The sequence below is a fragment of the Microcoleus sp. C2D2 genome, assembly GCF_036702495.1.
Classification (GTDB): domain Bacteria; phylum Cyanobacteriota; class Cyanobacteriia; order Cyanobacteriales; family Microcoleaceae; genus Microcoleus.
In genome coordinates this window covers 3,099-20,605 of the sequence record NZ_JAUBTO010000083.1, presented here as the reverse complement: position 1 = coordinate 20,605, position 17,507 = coordinate 3,099, and the positions used below count along the sequence as shown (strand labels likewise).

General features: G+C 45.1%; 16 protein-coding genes. 2 read left to right on the top strand and 14 right to left on the bottom strand.

Annotated elements, in window-relative coordinates:
• Positions 1-289 precede the first annotated feature (289 nt).
• The 12 genes from QUB61_RS23700 to QUB61_RS23650 all read right to left on the bottom strand — a co-directional run bounded on the left by QUB61_RS23700 (position 290) and on the right by QUB61_RS23650 (position 13,209).
• The gene (locus QUB61_RS23700) at positions 290-1,726 is read right to left on the bottom strand and encodes a PepSY domain-containing protein (protein WP_333132487.1); all 1,437 of its coding nucleotides are present in this window, start codon (positions 1,724-1,726) and stop codon (positions 290-292) included.
• Between the two features lie 293 nt (positions 1,727-2,019).
• Positions 2,020-2,259: a transposase gene (locus QUB61_RS40035; RefSeq protein WP_445300275.1), complete on the bottom strand. Its 240-nt coding sequence runs from the start codon at positions 2,257-2,259 to the stop codon at positions 2,020-2,022.
• A gap of 1,072 nt (positions 2,260-3,331) precedes the next feature.
• Positions 3,332-3,661: a cation-transporting P-type ATPase gene (locus QUB61_RS23695; RefSeq protein ID WP_333132488.1), complete on the bottom strand. Its 330-nt coding sequence runs from the start codon at positions 3,659-3,661 to the stop codon at positions 3,332-3,334.
• An 84-nt stretch (positions 3,662-3,745) separates the two neighbouring features.
• Entirely contained in the window at positions 3,746-4,843 is a 1,098-nt protein-coding gene (locus QUB61_RS23690; RefSeq protein ID WP_333132489.1) for a HAMP domain-containing sensor histidine kinase, read from the bottom strand.
• Positions 4,844-5,201: 358 nt separating this feature from the next.
• The gene (locus QUB61_RS23685; protein ID WP_333132490.1) at positions 5,202-5,474 is read right to left on the bottom strand and encodes a hypothetical protein; all 273 of its coding nucleotides are present in this window, start codon (positions 5,472-5,474) and stop codon (positions 5,202-5,204) included.
• A gap of 1,010 nt (positions 5,475-6,484) precedes the next feature.
• On the bottom strand, positions 6,485-7,279 hold the full coding sequence (locus QUB61_RS23680; protein ID WP_333132491.1) for an SDR family oxidoreductase: 795 nt from the start codon (positions 7,277-7,279) through the stop codon (positions 6,485-6,487).
• A gap of 87 nt (positions 7,280-7,366) precedes the next feature.
• Complete coding sequence (locus tag QUB61_RS23675) at positions 7,367-8,371, bottom strand: NADP-dependent oxidoreductase (protein ID WP_333132492.1); 1,005 nt, start codon at positions 8,369-8,371, stop codon at positions 7,367-7,369.
• 441 nt (positions 8,372-8,812) lie between these two features.
• A complete protein-coding gene (gene iscB / locus QUB61_RS23670) occupies positions 8,813-10,096 on the bottom strand; it encodes an RNA-guided endonuclease IscB (RefSeq protein WP_333132493.1) in 1,284 nt (427 codons plus the stop codon).
• Between the two features lie 261 nt (positions 10,097-10,357).
• Complete coding sequence (locus QUB61_RS23665; protein WP_333132494.1) at positions 10,358-11,341, bottom strand: aldo/keto reductase; 984 nt, start codon at positions 11,339-11,341, stop codon at positions 10,358-10,360.
• A gap of 17 nt (positions 11,342-11,358) precedes the next feature.
• Positions 11,359-11,520 (bottom strand): hypothetical protein, encoded by a 162-nt coding sequence (locus QUB61_RS23660; RefSeq protein WP_445300274.1) that lies wholly within the window; start codon positions 11,518-11,520, stop codon positions 11,359-11,361.
• Between the two features lie 122 nt (positions 11,521-11,642).
• Positions 11,643-12,092: a pyridoxamine 5'-phosphate oxidase family protein gene (locus QUB61_RS23655; protein ID WP_333132495.1), complete on the bottom strand. Its 450-nt coding sequence runs from the start codon at positions 12,090-12,092 to the stop codon at positions 11,643-11,645.
• 235 nt (positions 12,093-12,327) lie between these two features.
• Positions 12,328-13,209 carry a DMT family transporter gene (locus tag QUB61_RS23650; protein ID WP_333132496.1) on the bottom strand — a complete coding sequence of 294 codons (882 nt, stop codon included), beginning with the start codon at positions 13,207-13,209 and terminating at the stop codon, positions 12,328-12,330.
• A 511-nt stretch (positions 13,210-13,720) separates the two neighbouring features.
• Here QUB61_RS23650 and QUB61_RS23645 point away from each other — a divergent pair.
• On the top strand, positions 13,721-13,963 hold the full coding sequence (locus QUB61_RS23645; protein ID WP_333132497.1) for a hypothetical protein: 243 nt from the start codon (positions 13,721-13,723) through the stop codon (positions 13,961-13,963).
• 71 nt (positions 13,964-14,034) lie between these two features.
• Positions 14,035-14,151, top strand: a complete 117-nt coding sequence (locus QUB61_RS23640; RefSeq protein WP_333132498.1) for a glutathione S-transferase C-terminal domain-containing protein — start codon at positions 14,035-14,037, stop codon at positions 14,149-14,151.
• A gap of 442 nt (positions 14,152-14,593) precedes the next feature.
• Here the strand turns inward: QUB61_RS23640 and QUB61_RS23635 are convergent, their stop codons facing one another.
• Together QUB61_RS23635 and QUB61_RS23630 are read right to left on the bottom strand one after the other, a co-directional pair.
• The gene (locus QUB61_RS23635; protein ID WP_333132499.1) at positions 14,594-15,634 is read right to left on the bottom strand and encodes a chemotaxis protein CheB; all 1,041 of its coding nucleotides are present in this window, start codon (positions 15,632-15,634) and stop codon (positions 14,594-14,596) included.
• 289 nt (positions 15,635-15,923) lie between these two features.
• Positions 15,924-16,937 (bottom strand): Gfo/Idh/MocA family oxidoreductase, encoded by a 1,014-nt coding sequence (locus tag QUB61_RS23630; RefSeq protein ID WP_333132500.1) that lies wholly within the window; start codon positions 16,935-16,937, stop codon positions 15,924-15,926.
• Positions 16,938-17,507 lie beyond the last annotated feature (570 nt).

The window sequence follows — 17,507 nt, the reverse complement described above, 5'->3', positions numbered from 1 at the left end:
AAAGTTTATTCGGACGGATTTAGGGTCATTACCAGCAGCGATTCCCTACGGGATAGCTTCGCTTCACGCTACTTAAAAACAGCGGATGGGAATTGAAGAAATGTTTAGAGATTGTAAAACAACAGGCTACAATCAAGGGAAAAAATAGCTTAAAAGGAGAGCGACTCATTAAGATGTGCAGCAAGTTAATGAAGTTAAATCGAAATAAACTTCGCTTTTATCAACAGGGTATACGGGCTGCAACCCTAATTCGGTCTAGTTCCTAGACTTCTTTGTCACCCTCCCAGCTTTAACTGAAAATGCGCTTGACGGCAGGAATACGAGCCAACACGAAATAATCCAACAGCAGAACGGTGACGAGTGAAAGTCCTACAAGCGGGAAGGCAATCCCTAAAACAGCAACGATTGCGAGTGGCACTTTCCATCCCTGAACATTGGTGGGCATTGCAGGCGCACCGAGCCAACCCGTCCCTTTCGGACGGCGCTGCCACCACATCACCGTACCACTGACTGAAAGCACAATCAAAATTAAGGCTGCAAACAACATCAGCAGTTGATTGCTCAATCCAAAATATTTGCCCATGTGAATGGAAATTCCCATTGCTACAGCTTTGGGTACTAACCCGTAATCTTTCCATCGCACATCTGCTAATACTTTGCCACTGTATCGATCGATGTGCAGAGTGATTTCTTGCGCCGGATTATTTGGAAATGCCGAAACCGTATACACACCCGTTTTGGATTCTGGAAAACTAACACTAAATCCAGGGGGTGCGCCTTTTGCTTGAGCTAAATTTACAACAAAATCTAGATTTACGGACGTATCAGCAGGAGTTCCCCCGATAACTTCGTTGTGTCCTGAATGATGCTCATTTCTAGGCGTACTCGATTTAGGAATTGGTAATTGCTCTACTGCCCAAGGCACAACTTGATTGCCCTGCTGATTGAGGGAGCCTGTGAGTGTTGTCGATTGAGGCACGTTATCCCGCATTTGTGCAGGGTAGTAGTTCGACAAACGAGCGAAGGTATCTCCCCAAAAACCTGTCCAGGGTAGTCCACTGAGGATGAGGAAGCCAATTAGCAATACCCCATAAAATCCCGAAACGGCGTGTAAGTCCCGCCAAAACACCCGCTTATTCTGGCTCCACACACGCGGAATCAGTGTTCCCAAAAAAGTTATTTTGTGGCTAGGTAACCACAGATACAATCCCGTAATCAGCAGAACAAGCCCCCAACAAGAAGCAAGCTCTACTATATAATCTCCCAATTTTCCGATCATCAGTTCGCCGTGAATCTTGCGTGCGATCGCCTGGAGATTATTGTTTTCATCGCGTTCCCCTAATATCTGAGCCGTATAAGGATTCACGAAAACAGCTAGCGTTCGTTCATCTTTAGTCGCGATCGTCACTTCAGCACTACGATTAGACGCCACGCTCGGCGTAAATTTTGTTACTTTGGCATCAGGATAAGTTCGTTGAACAACTGCCACCTGTTGAGTATAAGGCATCACCACATCCGCAGGCTGCACAAACATATTCTGGTGATACATCGCAGCATCTAATTGCGGTTTAAACAGGTAAATGATGCCTGTGATTGACAAAATCAGCATGAAAGGAATAACAAACAAGCCTGCATAGAAGTGCCATCGCCAAACGGTGCGATAAAAACGATTACTGGGAGGTTCAGCAACCAGTGAAGGGTTCAAAGCGGTGTTCAATTTACTCATTGTCGTTTGCCAAAATATCGAGGAAAAATCACTATGCTACACAAGTATAGCAACCGCCAGGGCAGTTAGGATGCAAGGCGCAGGACATCTTCGATCGCATCACGTAAACAATCTCTCCCGATCTATAGCCTTTCTCAGAAAGAGGAGGTACAATAACAGCAGTGGGTAAACCACTGGACAAAGATGGGATGCTGTAACTTGCTCGAAGGCCAACCAATATCGCTTTTCCTAATTCTTGATAATTGGTCGTGTTGAGATAACGGAGGATATTTTTAAGTTGTGACCATAAGTGTTCACGCTTGTGAAAAATCCGGCGAATAGGGGGACAAGTATATTATTTCCCCCTTTATTTTTGATAGCTTTCTGTACTTATTCCCGGTGTAAATAGTACAATTGTCCATCACTACACAAACCGCTTTCCAGAGTTTGGGTACGAGGTTTCGGATGATAAAAGCTTCAAATGTAATTGCATCAGTTGTACCTATTAAATTAACAGATGTTAGGACTTCATTGACCGATATGGCTCCAATGATTGAGACATTTTTTCACGTTTACTAGGTTTTGGTTACCGAGTCCTTGAACCTTTTAAAGACCTAGCATATAACTAACCTAACCATTGCCAAATTAACTCCTGATTCATCAATAAATATTAAGTCTTTTAAAAAATTTTATCGAATTTTTTGCCAGAACTCATATCGCAGGTTGAGAACTCGGTCAGTGCCTTTCGCGCTCGGGAATAGTGTTGTTTTTTACGTCATGTTCAAGAGTTTTGTCATTCTTCCCATTGTGGCTCTACTGATGGCAACACCAATTTTTTGGTAGAGTAAATAACGGAGTTCTTCGAGAGTGGCATCATCCGAAGCTTCAATTAATTTTGCTAATACAAGCAGTTGTTCTGGATTAAGTTTAAGTTGGCCCCCACATCGATAAGTGTGAGGAGCAATATTTTGGGTCAGACGATACTGTGCAAATCAATTTTTGAACAAAACTCCGAAGCTCCACAAAAACGCTCGGCTATTGCTTTTTGACAGAGCGGTTCATTGTGGTACACATCGATTATTTTTTGTCGAAAATCAACAGAGTAAGATTTCATTTTAAGTAAGGTGTGATGATTTATACAACAATCCATCGCCGTGAGTCGCTCCCTCGCTGTGAATGAAGCTTTGAGTCGGGAATAGAATTATAGTTTCTTCTATCTTCTGTTCTTTATTTTCCCATTATTTTAAATTACTTCTATGATACCTCATCTGCATGAGAAAGGCTATAAACCAAGAATAAACTAAAAAACACAATCAAGCTACCTCACAAATAAATATTAGACTAAGCTGTTACTTTTAGGGCTTACTCGTTATCGCTACATTTGCCCATTTTTACTCGACCTCCTCGCAGCATCTGCAACTTTCAAACCCTACACACTACTGGCATTATTCACGTAGCAATGCTTACCCTTTAACAACAAATGTTCCCACACCATATCTGTATCTTTGGAAACAAACCGCGCCTCGTTCATACTTTGATAGTGCGCCGATTTTCTCCCTGCATTAATTGACCGAATTCTGGAGTAAAAACCAGCGTGTATTCTGCTCCGTAGATGGTAAAAATGTTTTACGACTGCCAAAAATTTTCTCCTTTCCCGTAAACAGCTTCAGCGACAAAGCCATTGGCCAAGCGCAACTGTGCGTTGCACAAACAAGCTTTGTATAAATCAGGCCCAGTGTCCCAAAATATGGCATCTGCCGCCTCTTGAAGGAAAATAGATCGCACCGCCGCAAAAATTAGAATCAAGATAATCGGACTCTTGAACTGATTAAGCAACAGTATCAATGCGGTCGATTTGTGTTTGTGTTTGAGGCTGTTTGCGCCGTACTCGCTCAGGCTTTGTTTCACCTCTTGACGGCTTAATTCTGCGGTTGTAGAGTGAATTTGCTGAAGCACCCGAGCTGTGGGTTAGCTCGGAAATATTGACGGTGAATTAATTATTTTATACCCTATTTTTATTCTTACTCTTAATGCCTCGAACTAAAGAAGAACCTTAGGTAAGTTGATAATAAAGCTTGTGCCCTTGCCCTCTGCACTTTCAACCGCCAGTGTCCCTTGATGCGCCTCAGTAATATTTTTTGCTAAAAATAATCCTAATCCCCAGCCGGTTTTCTCCTCGGCAGAAATGGTTCGACGAAATTGTTGAAATAGGATGGATTGAGCGTCTAGGGCGATCGGATTGCCTTCATTATGGATAGTAAGGCTGATCTGCGTTTCAGTTTGCTGGAGTGTGAGTGTAATCGGCCTACTAGGCGCACCATATTTCACAGCGTTAATTGCTAAATTTTCAATCACCCGCCGTATTTCTTTACGGCTGCAAAAAGCCCTGATATCAGAATCACAGACCACAACAAACCGCTCTCCATAGGCGAAGCTCAAATCTTCTACCACCTCTTGGACTAGCATCAGAAAATCGCATTCTTCAAATTCAATCTTTAAGCTCTGCCCTGCCCGCAGCCGACTCGCATCAAGCAGATTTTGAATCATCGAATCCAGCCGATCGATCGCACCCAGCATCCTCGCGGCCACATCCCTGTGGGTATCTCCTCGTTCCAGCCGCCGCAGCATCAGTTGAGTTCCCATTTTTACGACATTGATGGGATTTCTGAGGTCGTGACTTAGCGTCACCATAAATAATTCTTGAATATCTCGCAGCGTTTCGGAGAATTGAGTTGCCGCGTCATTAACGGCTTGCTCAATGGAGCAGATAATAATGTCTCGATCCCGCACTTCCAAAGGTGCTTCTTCTTCTAAAACTTGAAATATTACTTGACGGAGGAGCTGATACTCGAAAATGAGTTGACTGATAGAGTAGTCAGCATACCCCGCCCGTTCATGCCCGTGCAGCTTGCCAATCCGGGTGCTTTCTACCTCGTCGGCTGTGATTCGGGCAGGTGTCCTGTCAATTCTGTTTGAGAGTTCATCTACCAGTTGGTTTAAGTACAGAGGAAGGGAATTTTGCAAGACAAGAGAAGTTTGATGCGTTGATGCACCGACTTCATCGCGCGCCCGCTTCTCCCACATCCGCATAATTTTTTCAGCATTTTGTTTAAGACGGTCAGACGCTTCGTTGGACATCGATTCAGATTTTTTGCATGAGTGGCTGTTGAGTAAGCATTATACAGGACTTTCCAGGTAATATAAGTGAAGTACACAGAAGCCGAGTTTCTTGCTGAAACTCGGCTTCTGGGGGGTAATTTATTAAGGTGAAATCTGCGGTGATTAGTGAATTAAACCCGCAACGATCTTAATACTCATGCCGACAATTGCGGTATTCAAGAAAAAGGAGAGAATGCTAGGGAGTCAAGCTCATAGCCTCAGCGCGAGGTAATCTGTACCTCTGAAACTTGAGTGGTCATGCCAATAGCAAAAGAAGAGTTTGCGTAGATTTTTGAGGTAAGGTCATGGTCGATAGGATTTATTGATGTTTACCTACTTATTGAAGTTTCCACACAAGTAGACCAACAAGCGCAATCAGACCTAATGCTCTACGAAAGTAATTAACGCCTTGAAATAATTCTTCCCAAGCCCAAGTAAACAAAGAGCCAAAGGCTACTAGCTCCAACGCTAAATTAATTTGCCCTGTTGGAACAATGAGCTTTAACAAACTAGCTACAATCCCAACAATCAGTGGTAGATTTGGCGGCTGAGCTATAACAATATTGCCTTCGCTGTCGCGGAATGTGCGATCGAACAATGTATTTTCCATGAGTTTCTCCTGTAAATTCAATAAAAGGTATGAACTGAGTCCAATTACTTACACAAACATTTCTGGATAACAACGAATCCGAGCCATCCTTAGACCCTTCCCAAGAAAAAAAAGTGATTAGCCACCACATGAGCTAAGAATTTATCTAGCAGTTATTCTCACATCGCTTTCCTCATTATTATTGATTTTTAGATATATTTAATAGTAGAATCAAAGATTTCAAATATCATCTATCGATTGGAACAGTTTTGATTAAAAGCAAATCTATAATTGGACACAGATATGAACAGCAATATGAGTTTTGAAAAATCAAGCACATAACCGCTTTCCATTTTACCAAAATTCTCTCAATAGACTTTTTCAATCCTTGGTAAATGTGACATTTAACAAGTATTAAAAATTAGAATGATGTCTAACTGTGAAGTATACAGAAAGTTTCTCTATTACATCCAAAATAAGGATGTTTTTAAGAATTGTTCCGGATAAATTTCCTACCTAAATATTACACGGAAACCTTTTGTATAATACTCTTAATCAGGATGTTATACAGATTAGCTCACGGGCTAAGCTGTCACGCATTTAAATTGCATATTCAGGGCGGGCGAGACACCCCACAAGACACCGAATTGTTTGTTGACATTCTATTTAAATGCCGCAACAGCTTATGACCTCAACTCCCCCGAAGAAACTCCTCGACTTAGCCCGATTGGACTTGTAGGGTGCCTCAGACGAAGTTCTACAGCGAAATATCGAGGGTTTTCAGTTCCGGGGCACCCTACTAAGCTGTTCTGTCTAAATTAGCTATTGCGAAATCGTGAAACCTTTGCAGTGCCAGCCGTAGAGGTCGCTGGGGTAGCATCGTTTAAATGCAGAACACCTTATAAGCTGTCGCGCATTTAAATTGTATATTCAGGGCGGGCGGGACGCCCACCCCACAAGACTTTGATTTTTTTTGACATACAATTTAAATGCAGAACACCTTATATGTGCCAGTTACGTAAGTCCTGTTATTAAACAATCGATCGCACCAATCCACCCTCGACTCGCAAGGCGGCCCCATTAATTGCAGAAGCTACAGGACTAGCAACAAATGCAACTAATGCAGCAACTTCAGACGTTGTAGCAAATCGCTGAATCAGTGAAGATGGACGCATCTTGGTAAAAAATTCTTTCTCAACTTGTTGGGGTGAAATATTTTGCTCCTTAGCAAGTCCCTCGATGAAAGTTTCCACTCCTTCGGAACGGGTTGGCCCTGGTAATACTGTATTAACCGTGACATGACTGCCTGCGGTTGTTTCAGCTAAACCGCGGCTCAACGCCACTTGTGCTGTCTTGGTAACGCCATAGTGAATCATTTCGGCGGGAATATTCAAGGCAGATTCACTAGAGATGAAAATAATTCGTCCCCAATCTTTTTTTAGCATCAGCGGTAAGTAATGACGCGAGAGCCGAACACCGCTCATAACGTTTACTTCCAGAATGTTCATCCATTCCTCATCGGAGATATCTTCAAATGCTTGAGAGCCATAAATTCCCAAGTTGTTGACCAAAATGTTGACTTCGGGCACTTGTTGAAGCAACAATTCAACTCCTGCTTTCGTTCCCAAATCGGCAGCAATTCCCTGAACTTTGGCATTCGGGACACTTTGCTCAAGGATCTCGAGAGCATGGTTTACGCGCTCTTGCGTTCTGCCATTGACAATGACAGTTGCTCCTTCCTCGGCAAGTGTCGTGGCGATCGCTAGTCCAATTCCGGCGGTTGAACCGCTGACGAGTGCAACTTTATCGGATAGTTGGAGATCCATACTTTCTTAAACCAAATAATGTATAAGCGATCTAGGGTTTCAACTTGCTCAAAATATGAAGCAAGTGCCGACTCAATTAGTCGCCACCTAATCCAATTTTACCACCATTTTACCCACATTTTCGCCTTCAAAAAGACCGATGAATGCACCCACCGCTCGCTCGATTCCTACCACCACTGTTTCCTTGTTCTTCAGTTTGCCAGCTTGGAAATAGCCGCCCACTTCCTGTTCAAATTCACTCTGGCGATCCAGCCAATCGCTAACTATTAGCCCTTTCATCGTCAACCGTTTGGCAATCATATTAAATAGATTGGAAGGGCCGGGCTGGGGCTTTTCCTCGTTGTAACCGGAGATGCTGCCACAAGCGATAATTCGGCCGCGCACGCGCAACGCCGAGAGCGCCGCTTCGAGGGTTTGGCCTCCTACGTTATCGAAATAGACATCTATTCCGTCCGGTGCTGCCCGGTTGAGTTGTTCGAGGACAGGGCCGACCTTGTAATCGAAGGCGCGATCGAATCCGCATTCTTCCAGCAGAAACTTGACCTTCGATTCTGAACCGGCTGACCCGATGACATGGCATCCGCGCAACGAAGCTAGTTGTCCGGCGACATTTCCCACCGCACCTGCGGCTGCCGAAACAAAAATAACATCGCCGGCTTTGACCTCTACCAAATTCAACCCAACCCAAGCGGTCATGCCCGTCATGCCGAGGGCGCCCAGGTAAACTGAGAGGGGTTGAATCTCGCGGTTGACCTGATGCAAATCTTTTGGTGCAGCTATAAAGTATTCCCGCCAGCCATAGTTGGAAGTGACAACATCACCCGGCTTGAATTCCTGGGCGCGCGACTCGATGACTTCGCCGACAGCACCGCCTTCTAGCGCTTTACCTAACTTGAACGGGGGAACATAGGATTTCCCCTCGTTCATGCGACCGCGCATATATGGATCTACCGAAATGTAGAGATTGCGAACGAGCACCTGCCCCTCTTGAAGTGGCTTTAGTTCTGTTTGCGCGATCGTAAAATTATCGGCGGTGGGCATCCCCTGGGGGCGGGAGACGAGCTGAATTTCGCGGCTGATTGTATTTGTCATAATTTTCTCGTTATTGATTAGGCTTTCAGAACTCGATCGACTTGAGTTTTATCTGTTGTTTTTAACATTTGCTAAAGGCATGGAGGCCAAAAATTAGATTTATTCAAGTTCTATTCCTCTGGTTTTCTTAATAAAAAAGGCAACGAAAAAGATTGAGATTGCGGAGGCCAGGGCGTGTTTTTAACCCGGAGATCCCCCTAACATCGAGGGCGGGCACGGGGGCACCGCCCCTACAAAGAGGGCTGTTTCATTCTCAGGAAAACCAGGATTTTGGCTCTTGTCGTGCCCCCGTGCCGACCCTCCCCATCCACCTAGAACGAGGCAAGGGGGCCGACGCTATAATCGAGGCGGATATATCGAGCTCCGCGAGTACCGCCAATGATAAGCGCGTCTGGGGAATTGCCGCCAATCAATAAATTGAGCGATAGCGAATCCTTTGAATCAGGATGTATATTCATAACCGTCAGCCTTATGAATGGTTCTTAAATACTTGGGATGTACGTCAAAGCTTTTACCTCCTGTGGTTAACTTAAAACTTGGCTTGAATCGAATGGCAATTCGACCCGTGTAGTTTCCTGCATACTTCCCTGTAAGGACATGGGCATTTACCAAATCCCCAGTTTGGAATCCCATAAAAAACTTTTGAGCTGGAGCATGACGAATTGGGAAACCAAATTTGTCAGTACCGCAACGCTGTCTTCTGCCATGTCCTTTGGCTTTGACAATCAAGGGTTTAACCCCATTGAGCAGAAGTCGTTCTGGAGTAGACGCACCAACATTTGCTGCATCTGTCCAATGCTGCTTCTCAATCCCTCTAGTCTTGCGATTAAACTTTGTTCGACCACCAGAACCTACTTCTGGTGACAAGCCCGTAGATTGAAACCTTCTGTACAATTCCCAACGAGTAGCGTTAACAGAAGCGGCATCTTTGAGGGATGCTTTTGCTTGAGCCATTACTCGCTTGAGAACTTCAGGCTTCTTTTTCAAAAACTCCTCGACAGGTTTGTTTCCTTTGGCTTGGTTACAGGAATGACAACTAAGACATAGGTTGTTGACTCTGTTAGAACCTCCCTTGCTCCGAGCAAGGATGTGTTCAATCTCGAAGGGGACATTTTCAACACCGCAATAAGCACATTTTCTATTCCATTTTTGAAGTAAATACTCTTTCACTTCAAAGCCGAATAGTTCACCCCTTTGGTACTCAACCCCACTAATTTCGGGGTTTTGCATTTGCTGAAAATCAAATCGTACTAATTCTTGAGAAACTGCGGTAACCGGGCAGACTATTCTAATTCTCCTAACCCATGTTTCGATGTTGGCAATTCGACTCTCAAGGGAAGGTGGCAGCCATCCAGTTATACGGGTTCTGTTTAAGAAACGAGGCTTACGGTAACGAGTTTTACGATAACGTCTACCTCTTCTTAATGACCTACGAGATTCAAGAGAGTTTTTAATTTGCTGTCCTCTATGTGAGACTTCTAATGCGTTAGTAACTCGCCCCGTCTCTTCTTGAACCACAGCAATACCCGTAACCTTGCTGCCAGGATCGATCTTGATTCGATGACTATGAGTAACTGAAGCTTCAAAAACCCTATCCTGCAACACGATAGTGAATGGATAGCGTCTGAATACCTTAGCTCTTCCTTTGTCTAATAGTTCTCTTGCCCGTGCCTGATGACATGGATCAAGAGGTTTCAATTTTTTGTCTAATACGAAAACGCGCATTACTGCTGCCTCTCATTACTGGTTAAGTTTGCCTCGCTAATGTTATAAGAGCTTTTTAAGCCTGAAGCACTGGTTTTTCCTATAGCCCGTTTAACTTCAGACGACAGAGCCTAAAACTGGCACGCATTCTAGGGTGTCATGACTCAAATAACGGAGTTCCTATTAGAAACTAAAGCTGGTCAACAAGGCTTACAGTTTCCTGCAAGCCTACACTGTACCGAAGGTCAGTGTAGGTAGTTGACTTAGGGAGTTGACCAAATCCTAACGATTGACGCTGCTCATATCGGGGTAGCGATCGCCCGCCGCAATTCCTAATGGCAGGGCTTTGGCGAGCTGGTCTAGTTCTGCTGGAGTCAGTGTCACAGCGACTGCCGCAATGTTTTCTTCTAAATAGGTGCGGCGTTTGGTGCCTGGAATTGGCACAATGTCTTCGCCTTGGGCTAATACCCATGCCAGCGCCAACTGTCCAGCTTTGATGCCCTTAGCAGCGGCCATCTGCTCTATTTGCTCGACTAGCTCGAGATTTTGCTGGAGATTATCGCCTTGAAGGCGAGGATATAGCCCGGCCCGATAGTCTCCCTCAGATAACGTGTCGCGGCTCTTGATTTTGCCTGTGAGAAACCCACGCCCCAGAGGGCTATAAGGCACAAACCCAATCCCTAGCTCTCGGCAGGTGGGCAAAATCTCGGATTCTGGCTCCCGACTCCAGAGCGAATATTCAGTCTGGAGTGCGGAAATAGGATGCACTGCCATTGCACGGCGGATAGTGGCGCTCGCGGCTTCGGAAAGACCAAGGTAGCGAACTTTCCCGGCTTGGACGAGCTGCGCCATTGCGCCTACGGTTTCTTCGATCGGAGTGTTTGGATCGACTCGGTGCTGATAGTAAAGATCGATCGTATCTACGCCCAGACGCTTGAGACTGGCATCACAGCAAGAGCGGACATATTCGGGTTTGCCATTGACGCCCTTAAAGCTGCCGTCGCTACCGCGTACATTGCCAAACTTCGTGGCAATAATGACTCGATCTCGACAGTCTTTAATTGCTTTGCCGACCAACTCTTCATTGTGACCGACACCATACATATCAGCCGTGTCGAGCAACGTCACGCCTAGCTCTAAGGCGCGATGAATGGTGGCGATCGCTTCTGACTCATCGGCTATGCCGTAGAACTCGGACATACCCATACAGCCCAGTCCTAACTCTGAAACTACTAATCCTTGATTGCCGAGTTTTCGCTGTTTCATGATGTTTTCCTATTAGTCTAAAGTTCTTGACGTGTCGGACGGATGATGATTTCATTCACATCAAAATCACCGGGCTGCTCAATGGCACAGGCGATCGCACGGCCAATGGCATCTGCATCAATGGCGATCGCATAAAATTCATTCATCTTACATCTTGCACCATTCTCAAGAACAGGCAAGATGCCTGTGAAGCGAAGAATTAATTTCTTGTGGGGTGGGCAGGAGAGCCCGCCCATAAAAGCCTTATTGAGAATGGTGCAACATCTCAGTTCATGCTAGAACGTTTGAGGTATCTCGGTTCTTAGCGGCTGCTGACTCCATCAGTCGTGCGTCCGCTCATTTCACTCGCGTCGATGCGGTAGATTGCGATCGTTTCTGAACGTCCCTGAGCATCAATCCAGGTGCGATTGATAGCAGGTGACAGCGTTGGATTGCGCTCTTCGATCGAGTGCATTGCCCGATCGATGTCTTCCTGAACAGTGAGGCGGGAGGCTCGACCATTGACGATCGCGCTGCGCCAATGAAGCGGATCGCGTATTTCTTCAACCTGTAGACAGATTTCGGGATTTGCGTCTATGTCATGAGTCTTCATGCCTTCGGTTGTAAACAGGTAGATGTCCGAACCTTCGAGATAATAATTCATTGGCATCACGTAGGGTTTGCCTTCGTGTATGCAGCCCAAATGACCGTATCCTACTTGGTGTAGCAGCTCGTGTATTTCTTTTGAACTCATTTCATCGATATCTAACATTACTTTTCTCTTAAAAATTCAGTTCATTGCTATAGCAATCCTTGCAGGAGTCGTAAATTTTTTACCCCAGCCCAGCCCTCCCCTTACTAAGGCGAGGGAGTAAGAAATTCACAAATGATTTAGGATCGCTATAGTATTGAAGAGAAATAGTCCCGGCTTTACATCTGTCGTTAGATGGAATCGAGATGTGAAAGTCACTGATTGGAGTCAGCGGCCTGTTGAGAAAGCGATCGCCTCACAAATCTTCTGCCCGCTTAATTGATGCTTTTTTACCCGCAGCTACGCTAGCAACAACCAAACAGGCCGTGACTAGGGCGATCGGCTCCAGAGTTTCACCAAGCAACATTGCCGAAGCTAGGAGCGTCAAAAATGGTTGCAATAACTGAATTTGGCCAACCCGGGCAACTCCACCAATTGCCATACCGTGATACCAGGCAAAAAAGGCTATAAATTGACTAATAACACTCACATAAGCAAAACCGAACCAGGCTATCGGTGAAGCTATCAACCCTTGTTTTAAGACCACAAATATTGTTGGCAAAACCTCGAAAGGAGCTACAATCACCAATGCCCAACTGATAACTTGCCATCCACCTAAAATCGGAGCTAACCGCCCACCTTCACCATAGCCAAAAGCAGCAGCAATTACAGCTCCAAACAAAGCTAAATCTGCGGGATGAAGCTGGCCAGCGCCACTAATAATTCCAAAAACAACAACGGTTGTACTACCGACAATGCTAGCAATCCAAAAGCTGAAATCAGGGCGATCGCCAGCTCGCAAAAACCCTGCTATCGCTGTTGCTAAAGGCAACAATCCTAACACCACAGCACCGTGGGCGGCAGGTACTTGCTGCATTGCCCAAGCCGATAGTACCGGAAATCCCAAAACAACTCCCAATCCGACAGCTAATAAACTCCCAAGTTGCTGTTTTGAGGGAATGGGTTGATGCGTTATCCGCAGAGTAAAGGCTGCTAGTATAGCTGCTACTAATCCGCGTCCTAAACCTACAAAAAGCGGGTCTAAGTCTATCACAGCGGCTCTGGTTGCCGGTAATGTCAAGCTAAATCCAACTACGCCCAAAAAACCGTAGATTAAGCCGATAGTTTCCGAATTCAAGTGAAGATTTTTCCAGTAGGATATCATTCAGTCTCCAATATTGATTAATTTAGGGCGAGCGGTGGCGCACCTAACCCATATTACTTCTGAACGTAGCAATTCTGCTCTTACCCCAAATGCTACAATAATAACTTGTGAACTTCTCTTGATTTCTTAACTCTGCGTGCTCTGTGTTCTCTGCGGTAAATAAAAAAAATACTCATGTTGAAACTTTACGAATATTCTCCCTCTGGCAATGGTTACAAAACTCGTTTGCTTTAACTCAGTTTAATATAGCAATCGTAAATGAGCCGTAAATGTTTTACCCCACCCCAACCCTCCCCAAGGCATCGGGGAGGGAGTAAGAAATTTACAAAGGATTTAGGATTGCTATATTTCATTTGCGGGGATCGAAATTGATATTCTCAAAGGATAAAGTCAAATAACTGAGTTTTTGCTGAAACCTCCTAACGGGCGTATTCCTGTTTGAGAAATAGAACCCGATGAATTTCTAGTTGAATCAAATGCAATTATGTTTTATTTGAGTGAAGGAACAGAGTTTTTCTCCCGTGATAAATTTGAACGCGCTCAAGTCATGCAGCGGTTATTTTTTGAGCAGTACAGTCACGAACCTTTTATTGCTATAGCAACCGCCAAGACGGTTAGGACATTCTTAACCGCTGAAACCATTGCTATTACTGCTTCTTCCTTCTTCCTTCTTCCGACTTCCATCGGACTTCTTCCTTCTGCTATACTTCTCGTTTTTCGTATTTGACGGGGAAAGCACAAGAATATCAGGAAGCACTCCAACAAAAATAAGCACCGGGTTATGGTGCTTTGGGGGTGATGGAACAGCATTTAGCAAACCATGCTTTTTTTACAGGCGATCGCTATACTATTGCTGACATCGGTTTATTTGCTTACACTCACTTTGCGGGCGAAGGCGGATTTGATTTAACCTGATTTCCAGCAATTCAAAGTTGCATAAATCGAGGAAAGAATCAACCTCTATTTATCAACATAACACAATTAAATTGACTTTAAATGAGGCTAAATATACTATAGCAATCCTTGCAGGAGTCGTAAATTTTTTACCCCACCCCAACTCTCCCCGAACTCGCGGTCCGGGAGTAAGAAATTCACAAATGATGCGAGGATTGCTATATATAGCGGTTCTCAAAAAAGTGAGGTATGCCCTATGCCCTATGCCCACGGAGGCCTATGCCCTATGCCGGATAGTACCTCATATGAGAGCTCGAAAGGCTATAAGTCTAGGACATTACCGTCACCTTTCTCAGTTGTCTAAAGTAATAAGTGCTGCGCCTTGACGAGTAAATTTTTACGCGGCTGTAAAACACTCGTTAAGCGTATTGCTGGGTGGAAAGAAAACTCGATCGAGGTTGAGTTACTGTGGCTGCTCTTCATCTGTTTCAACAAAAGTTCGTTTCGTCGCAAAGCCGTTGAGAATGATGCCTCGAATCAGTGATACTTCGGCATCCAGGCTTTTGGCGTACTCTTCGTATTTTGCTGCCGCACTTGGTAAATTGTAATTTCCCATTCGCTCAGACATTTGACGAAAAAACATGACCTTGTCCTCCATTATTTGAGTTGCCGACCATAACGCCTTCTCCAAATTCTGAGTTTGCTCTGCCAGAAATGTATCAGCCGTAAAGGAGTGCCCCGTGTGACAGCGAAACCGCAGCGGCTCTGATTTGTCAACTTGCCAGATGCTGCCGTTGCATTCAGGGCAGGTGTAAGTTGTCCGAGTCCCGATCGCTTCTACATTCTCTAAAAGCTCCTGAGTATTCATTTGCTGTTCAGCAATCTTAGATTCAATTTCGATCTCTTCGGTCATGGGGTAGGCCTCTTGCTCGGCGGCAGGTTGCTTTGATAACTCGACTAGCAGGTGTGGGATTTCTGCCAGTGGCAGGCAGCGATCGACCTTCACATATCGCAAGGCACTCCTTGGCATACTGGGGTATTCTGCTTCTTTTGGATCTTGGACGATCGCCACTCCGCCCCGTTTCTTGACTGCCTGTAATCCCACCGTGCCATCATCCAGATAGCCAGTCAGTACCACACCCACCACCCTTGAACCATAAGCACGAGCCGCTGAACGAAATAACGTATCGATCGCGGGTCGAAATCTATTTTCTTTAGGCCCGTGCACCACGCGCATTGAGCCTTGATTGACCAACAGGTGATAATCGGGGGGCGCGACGTAGATTCGCCCTTTTTGAATTGGCTGTCCGTCGGACGCGTGAGATGCCGGCAGAGAGCCTACATCTGCCAGAATTTTGGGAAGAATGCTGGGCTTATCGGCTGGGAGGTGCTGAACAATAAAGATGGCAGCATCTATGTCAGTAGGCAGACTACCGACGATCGCGCCCAGTGCTTTGAGTCCCCCTGCCGAAGCTCCAATAACGATAATGTCGTGTCCAGGCATAAATTCCTTTTTTTTTAGTGAATGAAAGCAGCCTAATGTTATCTATGTTTTTTGAATTTTCGATCGCAACTTGGCTGATGTTTAGCAGCAGTGACAAAATGGTCGTCAAGGCTAAAACCTGCATTCGACAGTGCTTTTAGTTCTAAATATTTTTGCTCGCCGGCATAACTCTTTAATCTAAGTTAGAGTACGAACTACTATAGATAGACTCTGGCAATTTTACTGTAAGGCGCCGCTGCCCGCCTTACCTATAAATAGCATAAAAAACGATTTATGGCCTTAGTCCTATTTATAAATGGCTGAGGGCTACATTTTGCCTAATTTCGCTCGACATCCTCGCAGCATCTGCAACTTTCAATGCGTACAAACTACTGGTATTTTTGACGTACAATGGCGTACCGTTTAATAAAAATTCTAACACCATCTCGGTGTCTTTGGCAAACAAGCCGCGCCGCGTTCCCACTTCGATCGCTCGCCGATTTTCTCCCTGAATTAATTGACCGGATTCGGGCGTAAAAACCAGGGTTCCTGCTTCACCGTAGATGGTAAAAACGTTTTCAGACTGCCAAAAAGTCTCTCCTTTGCCGTAAACAGTTTCAGCGACAAGGCCATTGGCAAAGCGCAACTGTGCATTGCACAAACAAGCTTTGTATAAATCCGGCCCAGTGTCCCAAAATTGAGCTTGACAGTTAACGCTTGTCACTTCCCCGAACAAATCAGTAAATCGCTGCAGTCGCGAAATTGCACCAACTAACGGAAACCCAAAGAGGGAATGTTGATAAGTCCACCGCTGCGGCGCTGGATGTTTAGGAGTAATAGTAACGTAGCGGGCGTAAAAAACTTTACCGACTGATGGCAAAGATTTTTTGATTGCTTGGTGTAAACCGCCTAACAGTTCGATGTGTTCGATGTGGAGGAGTTTTTGCTTTTGGGCTGCAAGTTCGATCGCCCTTTCTGCTTCAGATACGTCTAAAGATAGAGGATATTCCACCACAACGTGCTTGTCATTTTCTAGCGCCGCCAGGACAATTGCCCCGTGATCCCGGTTCACCGTACAGACGATTACCAAATCTAAATCGTCTCTTTCTACCAGCTTGCGCCAAGAAACCGCAGCTTCGGCCCCGAACCCCTGACAAAATGCTGCGGTTTTCTCCGGGCTGTGGCCCGCAACTGCTACCAAGTTCGTGAGCCCATCAGCTTGAACCGTTTCGGCCCTCAACTTAGCGGCAAAACCAGTACCCACAATCCCCACGCGAATTGGAGAATTAACCGAAAAACCAGAGCGAGTATTAATCAGAGTCATAGGATTTGAGATTTGAGATTTGAGATTTTAGCTAAGTAGGTAAGCGAAAAAAAACCATAATATCCTGTAGGGTCAAGTAGGGGATCGAAAGCGCAAAGGATCTATACTAAGAGCCAGTTTATGGGCGCAAAACCCGCCTCTTGCCACCCTATGTTTGTTTCCACTTACTTAGTTACAGACTTGCGTTGCAGGGGTTTAGGGTTCCATCGCCCAGATTTTAGGCAGCAGGGACTTGGCGCAAGCTGCAAATCTTGCTGAAACTCGTGAGACACACCGCATACCAACAACCCGGTTTTTGTGCTGTACGGCTCAAAACAGGATTTTTCCCAGAAACCCGGTTGTTTTGCGCAAGTCTTGCCGCAACAGTATCACAAGGCTGAAGCCAATATAGGTATAAGTAATCAAGATGAAATTAGAAAAAGTTATAACTAATCCCATTCAAATTTTTTGTAAATAAGTGTTGCAACCTTGCTTCTTTCCCCTACTATCATAGAGGGAACGAACCTAAGACCTAACCTCAAAGCTAATAAAGCCTTGAAGGTTGCATTAGGAAAAATTATCAATATTGTT

Excerpts from the sequence above, each read along its gene's own strand:
- QUB61_RS23680 (WP_333132491.1), bottom strand. The coding sequence starts at position 7,279 with ATGGATCTCCAACTATCCGATAAAGTTGCACTCGTCAGCGGTTCAACC.
- QUB61_RS23665 (WP_333132494.1), bottom strand. The coding sequence starts at position 11,341 with ATGAAACAGCGAAAACTCGGCAATCAAGGATTAGTAGTTTCAGAGTTA.
- QUB61_RS23675 (WP_333132492.1), bottom strand. The coding sequence starts at position 8,371 with ATGACAAATACAATCAGCCGCGAAATTCAGCTCGTCTCCCGCCCCCAG.
- iscB (WP_333132493.1), bottom strand. The coding sequence starts at position 10,096 with ATGCGCGTTTTCGTATTAGACAAAAAATTGAAACCTCTTGATCCATGT.
- QUB61_RS23640 (WP_333132498.1), top strand. The coding sequence starts at position 14,035 with ATGGAACAGCATTTAGCAAACCATGCTTTTTTTACAGGCGATCGCTAT.
- QUB61_RS23630 (WP_333132500.1), bottom strand. The coding sequence starts at position 16,937 with ATGACTCTGATTAATACTCGCTCTGGTTTTTCGGTTAATTCTCCAATT.
- QUB61_RS23700 (WP_333132487.1), bottom strand. The coding sequence starts at position 1,726 with ATGAGTAAATTGAACACCGCTTTGAACCCTTCACTGGTTGCTGAACCT.
- QUB61_RS23635 (WP_333132499.1), bottom strand. The coding sequence starts at position 15,634 with ATGCCTGGACACGACATTATCGTTATTGGAGCTTCGGCAGGGGGACTC.
- QUB61_RS23690 (WP_333132489.1), bottom strand. The coding sequence starts at position 4,843 with ATGTCCAACGAAGCGTCTGACCGTCTTAAACAAAATGCTGAAAAAATT.
- QUB61_RS23645 (WP_333132497.1), top strand. The coding sequence starts at position 13,721 with ATGTTTTATTTGAGTGAAGGAACAGAGTTTTTCTCCCGTGATAAATTT.
- QUB61_RS23655 (WP_333132495.1), bottom strand. The coding sequence starts at position 12,092 with ATGTTAGATATCGATGAAATGAGTTCAAAAGAAATACACGAGCTGCTA.
- QUB61_RS23685 (WP_333132490.1), bottom strand. The coding sequence starts at position 5,474 with ATGGAAAATACATTGTTCGATCGCACATTCCGCGACAGCGAAGGCAAT.